This is a genomic window from Streptomyces kaniharaensis, from assembly GCF_009569385.1.
Classification (GTDB): domain Bacteria; phylum Actinomycetota; class Actinomycetes; order Streptomycetales; family Streptomycetaceae; genus Kitasatospora; species Kitasatospora kaniharaensis.
The window spans coordinates 40327-49743 of record NZ_WBOF01000010.1 but is presented as its reverse complement, the minus strand read 5'-3'; the positions used below and the strand labels follow the sequence as shown (position 1 = coordinate 49743).

Here is a 9417-nt window from a genome sequence, read left to right as displayed (position 1 = left end):
GACTTCAAGAGTTACGATGGTGGCTCGCCGTGGGAAACCCCCTGTGCTTGTCACAGGGGGGGCGTACCGTGATCGCTCCGGTCATCGGTACACACGCGAAGCCCCCCGGGCAACGCTCGAACCGTCAGCCGGGGGGCTCCGAACGAGACCTAAGGAGATCGCGCTCCGATGTTGTCCCGCACCGAGAAGACTACCGAGACGACCGACAACGACACCGCCGAGTACGGCGACGACTGCTGCTCGACCAAGCGCATCGGGCTGGCGGCGCTGGGCGGCATGCCCCTGATGGTCGGCGCGGCCGGACCCTCCACCGCGCCCTCGGCGCCGGCGTCCCCGGCACCAAGGTGCCCCGGGCCGTCCGTGGGGGACTCGCTGAACCTCCTCGGCCACTTCGTGGACGCGCTGCCCGGCCACTGGTTCACCGCGGTCGGGCTCGCGGTCGGCGGGCTCGGGTACGGCTACATGCACTTGAAGAAGCAGGTCACCGAGGGCAACGCCCGCGCGCTCCCGTTGCCCAAGGGCACCGGGTTCGCCACTGACCGGGAGGTCAACGAGACCCTGGGCGAGCGTCAGCTGCTGAACCGCGTCGCGGACCTGCGGCCCTCCCTGGTGGGCTCCGGCGTCCGGCCGACCGCCCTCGACCTGGGCACTCAGCTGGGCACGGACGCGATCTGGAAGAAGCAGTGTACATCGCCTGTGAGGACACGGTCCTGATCTTCGCGCCGCCGCGTGCGGGCAAGTCGGCGTGGTTGGGCGGTCAGTTGATCGACGCGGCCGGGGCGGTGGTCGCGACCTCGACCCGCGCCGACCTGTACAAGCTGACGCACGTGCTCCGTCGCCGGGACGGCCGGCCGGTCTGGGTGTTCAACAGCGACCTGGAAGGCGTGCCCAACACCATCAAGTGGAACCCGGTGAGGGGCTGCGAGAACCCGACGATCGCCATCCGGCGGGCCGGGTACATGCTCTCGGCCTCGGCCAAGGGTGAGGCCATGGCCAACCAGAGCTTCTGGGACAGCCACTCCTTCACGCTCCTGCGCAACCTGATGATGGCGGCCGCGCTCAAGGGCGGCACCCTCCTGGACGTCGCGCGCTGGGTCTCGGACCCCAACAACGGGGAGCCGCTGCGGATCATGAAGGGGAACGCCCACCGCGTCCCCCAGCTGTGGATCGACTCCCTGGAGCAGGAGATGAACGCTCCGGACAAGACCGCGGCCGGCGTCTACATGAGCCTCGCGCCGACGTTGGACTTCATGTCGGTGCCCACGGTCGCGCAGATCGTCCTCCCGGCCCCGGGTGAGCCGGAGTTCAGCCCGTACGAGCTGCTGGCCACGCAGGGCACCCTCTACCTGATGGGCGAGGACCGCGACCGCGGCTCGATCGCCCCGCTGTACTCCTGCCTGGTGGCGGAGGTCTACGAAGAGTCCAAGGAGTGGGCCAAGCGCGCCGGCGGCCGCCTCGACCCGTACATCCGCTTCATCCTCGACGAAGCTGCCATCATCTGCCCGCTGCCGATCCACCGTTGGACCTCCGACGCCGGCGGATGGAACATCCACATGGAGATCAGCGCCCAGTCCCGCTCCCAGCTGGACGAACGCTGGGGCCGCACGGCAGCCCAGACCATCTACAACAACTGCAACAAGCTGGTGCTGGGCGGCCTGACGGTCCCCTCCGACCTGGAAGACCTCTCCATGCTGGTGGGCGACGCCGACCAGACCGTGGTCAGCGTCAGCAAGGACAAGGACGGCAAGCCGACCGAGAGTCACAGCATCCGCCGCATCAGGATCATGCCCCCCAAGGACATCCGGGAGATGAAGGTCGGCAACGGCCTCTACCTGCACCGCGCCGTCGCCCCGATCAAGGTCACGTACCTGCCGACCTGGAAGCGCAAGGACGTCAAGGAGTCGCTGCGGGAGGAGAAGAAGGCGCTCAAGCTGCAGCGCAAGGAGCAGAAGCTGGCTGCGAAGCAGGGCACGGTCGACCTGGTGAAGCAGCCGGTCCCGGTCCCCGCCCCCGTGATGCCGAGCGCCCCGCCGGCCATGCCCGTGCCAACTCCGGCGGCCCCGCCGGTCCAGCAGCCCGCCCCCGCGGCCACCGTGGTCTTCCCGCCGCCGCTGCCGAACTACTCGCCGGAGATCCCCGCCCAGCAGCCCGCCGCCGCGCCGGCCGAGGCGCCCGCCGAGCAGCCGCGCCGCCGTGCTGTCGGTGACGGCACCCTGCCCTGGTAGCCTCCGCCCCGTCGAGCACGAAAGAACCGCTGATGAGCACCGACGAACGCCCGGACCTCCGGCTCAAGCCGACCGCGAAGGTCACCGACCCCGCCGAGCGGCGGCTGGTCGGGATGATCGACGTGGTCAACCGCAAGGTCAACGACGCTGCCTCGCACGTCACCAAGGTGGACGCCCGGCTGACCACCATGGAAGAGATCGACCTGCCCGGCAAGGTCATCGAGATGAGCCGGATTCTGCAGGGCCTGGCCCACCGGGAGGGCACGCAGACCCCGCTGTGGAACTGGTCGGCGATGAACGCCGAGCAGATGTACGCCGCGCTGAACCACCTCGTACACTGGCGGGAGACCTACTGGCGCCGCTACTTCCCGGCGGAGTACGCCGCCCACATGGAACCCTGCTGGCTCAAGCACGGGGACGTGGTGCACCTGCTCGGCGCGCTGTGCGGGATGTGGCACTGGGCCCACACCGAGGCGGACGCCTCTCCGCTGCGGCAGTCCGAGTGGCTGGTGAGGTGGAAGCCCCTGATCCTCAAGGATCTCAAGTCGGCTCTGGACGAGTGCCGTTCGGCTCAGCAGCACGTCGAGCCGTTCGAGCCGGACCGGCCGATCAACCTGGACGCCGAACAGCAGGAGATCAACGGGAGGGTGCTCGCCATGCAGGCCCGGGAGAAGGCGGAGCAGGACGAACGCGCTCGGGCGGCCGCGGGGTCGACCGGCGGCTGACGCCCGGACCACACGCGAGAGGGGCGGGGAACCGATCGGTTCCCCGCCCCTCTCTGTCGTTTCCGCTGCTAGAAGCTCTCGGAGATCGGCCGGTCCCGGCCCTGGATGTGCGACCACTCCAGCGTCCGCAGCACACCGCCGGCGTACCACTCGGTGCGTTCCTCGCGCCACGCCCGCCCGAACACCCTGTCCTCGGCGTGGATCTGCTCCCGCCCGATCGACCGGGTCACCGGCAGCGGGCTGTCCTCGACCTCGTTGCTCATCGGCGCCAGCGGTCGCTCGCCGAGCAGCCACAGCACGGCGTTGAGCACGCCGGTCAGTCCTTCGCCCCGGTGGCGCGGGTCCAACCACATCGCGCGGAAGCTCTCCTCCGTGGCGGCCAGCTCCTGGCGGGCGTCGTCGCGAAGCTGCTCCAGCTCGGCGCGGGAGCGGATGACGACCTCGGGCACCCCGGTGGGCAGGGGGACGGCCGGGGGCGCGGAGGGCATGGGCGGCACGCCCGCCCCGCCCGGCACGGTGTAGGGCGCCACCGCCGGCGGCACCGGGACATGGACTCGGGACCAGCCATTACTCACCATGGCTAGACGGTAGCCCGATCTCCTCCGACAGGGACAGAGCGCACAGCAGCGCGAACGGGCCGTTCACCCGTGCTGGGTCACCTGGCGGTGCGGCTGGCCAGCCTCCCGGTGAAGTCGAGCACCTTGGCGCCCGACGTGCTCGGCGGTGTGCAGCCGCTGCGGTGGACGGCGTGCCACCGGGCGGCCTCGGCGACGTCGGCCAGCCCAACGACGCCCGACCTGCAGCGGCGGCAGGTCGCGGTGCCGCTCGCGCGGTGCCAAGCGAACGGGCGGTCAATGGGCCTGCTGGACACGCTTCCTCCGCTGGTCGCCCGGGTGCCGGGCCCCGTACGGGTCCGGCTAGAGCTGGATCTGGATCTGCGGGGCCTCGACCACCGGGACGGGCTGGGCGGGGACGCTCGGGGGCGGCACCTCGCGCACGGCCTCGGCCGCGTCGCGCCCGGCCTGCAGCTCTCCTATCGCGGCGCGGGCCTCGGCCACCACCTGGTCCTGGTAGGCGGCGCGGTCGTCCAGGATGCCCCGGGCTTCGCGGGCCTGCAGGAGGGCGTCGTGCAGCCCTTCCCCGGCCAGCACCGGCTCGGCCTCCACCTCGGCTGTCAGCACGGCCTCCTGGGGCGCGCTGACAGCCGCCGCGGGCTCCTCGGCGGCCTGGCCCAGCAGCAGCTCCTCGTGGTAGCGGCGCAGGGTCTCCGACTGCTCGGCGAACGACGGCCCGCCGGCCTGCGGCTGAACGTCCGCCACGTCCTGGTGCCCGGCCTCGGCGACGTCCTGGTGGACGTCGTGCTCCGCCTCGACGTCGGCCGGCGCCGCCAACTCGGCCTCCGGCTCGGGCTCCGGCGCCGGTTTGGCGCTCTCCCACTGGTAGGGCTGGAACTCGTCGGCCAGCTCCGGCTCTTCGACGGGGACGGGCTCGGCGACGTCCTGGTGGACGTCGTGCTCCGCCTCGACGTCGGCCGGCACCTCCAACTCGGCCTCCGGCTCGGTCATCTGCCACTCGCCGTCGTCGAACGGGGAGAACTCCGCCTCCGGCGCGAACTCGGCCTCCGGCTCGACCATGTCCCACTCGTCGGCCGCGAACTGCTCCAGCTCCAGCTCGGGCTCGACGGCCTCGCGCAGCTCCAGCAGGCGGCGGGCCTCCTGCGCGCGCTCGCGCGTCTCCTCGGTGTGCTCGTGCCAGTCGCCCCGTACGCCGTGGATCTCCTCCAGCGCGGCGGTACGCGACCGCAGCTCGGCCAGCTCCTCGGCGGCGGCCTGGGCCTGGCGCTGCAGTTCCTCGCGGGCGGCCTCGTCGGTCGCCTCCAGCAGGGCGATCTGGCGCTGGGCCTCCTCGCGCTCCAGCCGCTGGATCGACTGGTGGGTGGTCCGCAGCTGCGGGGCGACGTGCGCGGGTGCCCACGCCTCCTCCCGCTCGTAGCGGTCGACCAGCTCGCGCAGCTGGGCGTCGGTCGCCCCGACCAGCTCCATCCGCTCTTCGGGCTCGCCGAGGGCGCGGAACGCCTGGTCCCAGTCCTGCTGGTAGTCGACGGCTCCGCGGGCCGGGCGGGGGCCGATGGCGGCCACCTCGCTGTCCCACCCGTGGGCCTCGCGGTACGCCGCGACGGTGCCGGCCCGCTCGATCCACTGCTCTCGCTGCTCGGGCCGGTCGACGTCCGGCACCGGGCCGAGGGAGCGGGCCGCCCACTGCGGCAGCTCTTCGGCGTCGGCCAGCTCCTGGCCGAGCAGGAGGCGCCGGCCGTCCATCAGCTCGGCGGCGGCCCGCGCGGTGTCGCCCTTCTCCCCCGGGATCTGCGCGACCCGGCTCTGCCAGCGGGCGCGCTCCTGGGCCTCGGCCCGGCGCTCGTCGGCGATCTCGCTTCGCCGCTGCTCTTCCTGACCCGAGTGCAGGACGGCAATGCTGGTGTTGACGGCGGTCAGCTGCTCCAGCCACGCGTCCTCGACGGCCGCCCACGGGCTGGGGACCTCCTCCTGGGCGATCGTGAGCTCCACCCACTCACCGCTGGCGGCGTCGAACACGCGGGGGCGCTCGGCCTCCTGGCCGTACGCGGGCTGCAGCTCGGCCTGGTCCAGCCCCTGCGGGGCGGGCGGGGCCAGCAGCCAGTCCTCCGGCTCGACCTCCACGCCGTCCTCGACACGGGCCTGCTGGACCCACTGGCCGGCCTCGTAGTCCCACGTCGCCACGGGCTGCTCGGGCAGCGTCTCGCCCGCCGTCTCGGCGGCCGCCGGGGCGGCCTCGGCCTCGCGCTGAACCCACCCGCCGGTCTGCGGGTCGTAGACCATCACCAGCTCGGGGCGCTCGGCGACGACCGGCGCCAGCTGGGCAGCCCCGGTCACCTCCGGTGCGGCCAGTTCCTGGGCGCGCACGGTCTGGCGCACGTCGCGCTCGTCGGCCCGCACGCGGGCGCGGTCGGCGGCGTCAATCTGCTGCTCCAGCCGGGAGTGCAGCACGCGGGCGACGTGGCGGGCGTCGGAGAGGTCGCCAGCCATGGACTGCTGCAGCAGGGCCTCCGGGTTGTGGCCGGCGGCCTCGGCGGCCCGGGCCAGCCTGATCAACGGCCCGTATGCCGGGTCCTCGCTGATCTCCCGATACCTCTCGGCACCGAGGGTGTCGTGGATCAGTCGGCCGTACCGCTCCTCGGCGTACCCGGTCTGCAGGTCGTCCAGGATGAACGACCAGCGCACCAAGCTGACGGACTCCTGCAGGTTCTGCCGGATCACCGCGGTAGCGGACAGCTCGGCGCCGGAGGTCTCCATCGCCTGGGCCAGCACGGCGAACTTCTCGTCCACCACGACCTCGTCGGGGCCGTCCAGCTCGGAGATGTTCCGCTCCGTCACCACGTACGCCCAGTTGCCGTCCTTGCCTCGGGTGAGCGCGACGTACAGGCTCTCGCGGGTGTCCCCGCCCTCGGTGAGCACGCGGCAGCGGTCGACCGTGCGGCCCTGGCTGGAGTGCACGGTGCCGGCGTACGCCAGATCCACGTGGTCCTGCACGTAGTGGGCCGGGAGGTACATCAGCTCGCCGTCGTCGTAGCGCACGACCAGCGAACCGTCCTTGTTGCGCTGGGTGACCTGGACTACGTCCCGGTTGACGGCGAACCGGTCACCCGTCGCGCTCTTGACCTGGCGGTTGATCTCCCGCAGCTGGATCTGGTCGCCGACACCGATCGTGATCCCGCGCAGCTCAAGGTGGACGCCGTCCGCTTCGACGCGGCCGAGGCGCACGAGATCGGCCCGGGCCATCGCGGCCAGCTGATCGGCCTGCTGCTGGGACACGGCGATCAGCAGGGAGTTGTGGCCGGCCGTCGTGTCGGCGAGCCAGTCCTGGTACGCGGCGGTCAGCATCTCGTCGCGCTCGCCGCCGAGCAGGCGGCCGCGGTTCTCGTAGTCGGTCAGAACCTCGGTGTCGCCCTCGCGCAGCCGCAGCGACGCCTCGCGCTCCCACGTCGCATTGAAGCGGCGGACCTCCTCCAGCTCGTAGACCTGGACCCCGGCCTGGGTGGCCAGTTCGGCGAGCATGCCGCCCGCGCCGACGGAGGTCAGCTGGGCGAAGTCGCCGGCGTACACCAGCTTGGCGCCGGCCTCGCGGACGAGTCGGCGGACCTCCTCCATGACGTGGGTCTCGGTCATACCGGCCTCGTCCAGCATCACCAGCTGGTCGGGCCGCAGCCGGTACTTCTCCAGCTCAGGAGACGTCTTGCCCTCGGCCAGTGCCTTGTTGGAGTTGATGAACATCGCCAAGTTGGCGACGTGCTCGACGCCTTCACCGGCCAGCACTCGGGCGGCCCGCTCGGAGGTCGTGAGGCCGATCACCGAGCGCCCGGTGTCGCGCCACGCGTCGTGGATCGCGGCCGCCACGTACGACTTCCCCGCGCCGGCCGGGCCGATCAGCACGTCCGCCTGGCGGCCTCCGCCGAGGATGCCCCGGAACGCGGCCTCCTGCCCGGCGTTGAGCCCGCGGCCAACCAGCGCCTGCTCGATCTGCTCTTCGGTCAGCGCCGGACCGCCCACCAGGCGGGCGTCCTCCAGCAGCCGCTCCTCGGTGTCCAGGTGGCCGCGGGTCGCGTACTGCTCGGCGCCGGGGACCTGGTAGATCGGCGTCCCGTCGCCCAGCTGCAGCGAGCGCGGCATGGGGATCAGCTCCGGGGCGGCCAGCGCCACCAGCCCGGACTCCTCCGGGTTGGTCAGCGCGAAGTCCGTCAGCTCGTTGACCAGGGAGGTCACCTGGTCGACGTCCAGGCCGCCGAGGCAGTCCGGCAGCTGCCGGATGATCTCAACCTGCAGGTGCGAACGCTGCCACGTCGAACGCTCGGACTGCACGGTCTCGATCGCCTTGCGCACCACCTCGGCCGGGTCGAACTCCTCCGGCGCCGTGCCGCGCTCGCTGGCGGCCTGGGCGACGGCCTCGGGCACGTCCCGCAGCGTGGTCTGCAGGTTCTCCTTGGCGGCGCTCTCCCAACGCTCCAGCAGCTCCTCGCGGGAGGCCCCGTCGTGGTCCTTCACCTTGCGGTCCCGCAGGGTGACGAACTGGGCCATCTTCGCCAGCGTGTGGGCCTTCGGCGCCACGCCGTGCTTGGCCTCGTAGGCGTCGGCCAGCTCCTTGACCCCGGCGGTCACCACCCGGCGCCGGCTGGAGTACAGGTCCCGCAGCGACTCCTCGATGCCGACGATCTCGCGGGCCTTGCCGTCCGGGCGCATCTCGAATCGAACACCGAGCCGTCGCGTCAGCGACTCCTCGGCCACCTTCTCGAAGAGGTGGCCGGCGGCCTTGGCCTCGCGCAGGATCAGCTTGCCGTCCAGCGCACCCCACTTCGTGACCTCTTCACCAGTCACCGGGTCGACGGACTTGTACGCGACGCGGTTCAGGATCGCCGTGTGGATGTGCAGCTGCGGGTCCTCGTCGCGGCTCAGGTGCTGGGCGAACTGGGCGGCGGTCAGCTCGTGCGCGTCGACCCGCTTGCCCACCGAGGCTTCGCCCTTCTTGCTGGCGAAGCGGCCCTCCCTGGTGTACCCGGCCTGGGCCTCCATGTGGGCAAGGCCGGCGGCCGCGCCTTCCTTCAACGCCTCCCAGACCTGCTCCGCCTGAGCGGCGTACGCGTCGGCCAGCTCGTGGTTCCCGGCCAGCCTCTCCTCGACCGCCCGAACCTGCAGACCGGCGTGCAGAAGTGACCAGCTCTTGGGGGCGCTGAACGTGACGTCGACGTACGTGTTGGACTGCGTCGCGTTGCGCCGCACGCCCATCTCCGCGGCCCACTTCTGCTCGGGAGTCGCGTGCTCCCCCAGCTTCTCGACAGCCTCATCGACCTTACGCTGCGTGCTCTTCGAGTAGTCCCGCAGCGGTGAGCCCAGACGGAACTCGGCCAGCGCCTCCTTGCGGATCGCGGCCTTCGCCGCCTTGTACTCGTCGGTCCCGCGCTGCAGGTCGGGGTGCGCCTTGCGATAGGCGTCCCACCGCTCGGCGGTGACGCTGTGCAACTTGTCGATGTCCCGAGGGTCGATCAGATGTGTGTACATCTCCCGGAAGGTCTCGGGGTCGACCTCACCCGAGAGTCCGAACGCTGCGGCACCCTTGCCGGCCCAGATCCCCGGCGGCTCGCCGTCCTGGTCAATGGCCTGCAAGTAGTAGTTATCTGACCGTGCACCGACAGAGGACAGCAGGTAGTCCGGGCTCGACCCGAAGCTCACCGACGCTGTCATGACGATCACGGTACGGTCCATCGGATTTCAATGCAAGGGTGTGTTGAAGAACAAGAGGACGGAACACAGCACGACACACCATCAGCTCACAGGGACGGGAAGTAAGCGGCGGAAGATCACAACGGACAGTAGACCTAGGACAGGGAGAGGCAGCACGGACGACGGGCCGGAGGCGGAAAGATGATCACACGTCAGAAA

6 protein-coding genes are annotated in these 9417 nt (G+C 71.3%); 3 read left to right on the top strand and 3 right to left on the bottom strand.

The window, feature by feature from the left end; translation table 11 throughout:
• The first annotated feature begins 168 nt into the window (after positions 1 to 168).
• The 3 genes from F7Q99_RS39240 to F7Q99_RS39230 are packed head-to-tail and all read left to right on the top strand — an operon-like array spanning position 169 to position 2950.
• Positions 169 to 714, top strand: coding sequence for a hypothetical protein (locus tag F7Q99_RS39240; RefSeq protein WP_153472120.1), 546 nt, complete (start codon positions 169 to 171; stop codon positions 712 to 714).
• Positions 684 to 2225, top strand: a complete 1542-nt coding sequence (locus tag F7Q99_RS39235) for a type IV secretory system conjugative DNA transfer family protein (protein ID WP_195911436.1) — start codon at positions 684 to 686, stop codon at positions 2223 to 2225. The genes F7Q99_RS39240 and F7Q99_RS39235 overlap by 31 nt, the downstream gene beginning before the upstream one ends.
• 32 nt (positions 2226 to 2257) lie before the next feature.
• Positions 2258 to 2950 (top strand): hypothetical protein, encoded by a 693-nt coding sequence (locus tag F7Q99_RS39230; RefSeq protein ID WP_153472031.1) that lies wholly within the window; start codon positions 2258 to 2260, stop codon positions 2948 to 2950.
• 68 nt (positions 2951 to 3018) lie between these two features.
• Here F7Q99_RS39230 and F7Q99_RS39225 read toward each other — a convergent pair whose 3' ends face one another.
• The 3 genes from F7Q99_RS39225 to mobF all read right to left on the bottom strand — a co-directional run bounded on the left by F7Q99_RS39225 (position 3019) and on the right by mobF (position 9219).
• Entirely contained in the window at positions 3019 to 3528 is a 510-nt protein-coding gene (locus F7Q99_RS39225; RefSeq protein ID WP_153472028.1) for a hypothetical protein, read from the bottom strand.
• Positions 3529 to 3605: 77 nt separating this feature from the next.
• A complete protein-coding gene (locus F7Q99_RS39220; protein ID WP_153472025.1) occupies positions 3606 to 3821 on the bottom strand; it encodes a hypothetical protein in 216 nt (71 codons plus the stop codon).
• 46 nt (positions 3822 to 3867) lie between these two features.
• Complete coding sequence (gene mobF / locus F7Q99_RS39215) at positions 3868 to 9219, bottom strand: MobF family relaxase (RefSeq protein ID WP_195911430.1); 5352 nt, start codon at positions 9217 to 9219, stop codon at positions 3868 to 3870.
• Positions 9220 to 9417: the final 198 nt, after the last annotated feature.

What these genes read in the sequence shown, in the direction of transcription:
- F7Q99_RS39240 (WP_153472120.1), top strand. Translation starts at nt 169, where the DNA reads ATGTTGTCCCGCACCGAGAAGACTACCGAGACGACCGACAACGACACC.
- F7Q99_RS39230 (WP_153472031.1), top strand. Translation starts at nt 2,258, where the DNA reads ATGAGCACCGACGAACGCCCGGACCTCCGGCTCAAGCCGACCGCGAAG.
- F7Q99_RS39225 (WP_153472028.1), bottom strand. Translation starts at nt 3,528, where the DNA reads ATGGTGAGTAATGGCTGGTCCCGAGTCCATGTCCCGGTGCCGCCGGCG.
- mobF (WP_195911430.1), bottom strand. Translation starts at nt 9,219, where the DNA reads ATGACAGCGTCGGTGAGCTTCGGGTCGAGCCCGGACTACCTGCTGTCC.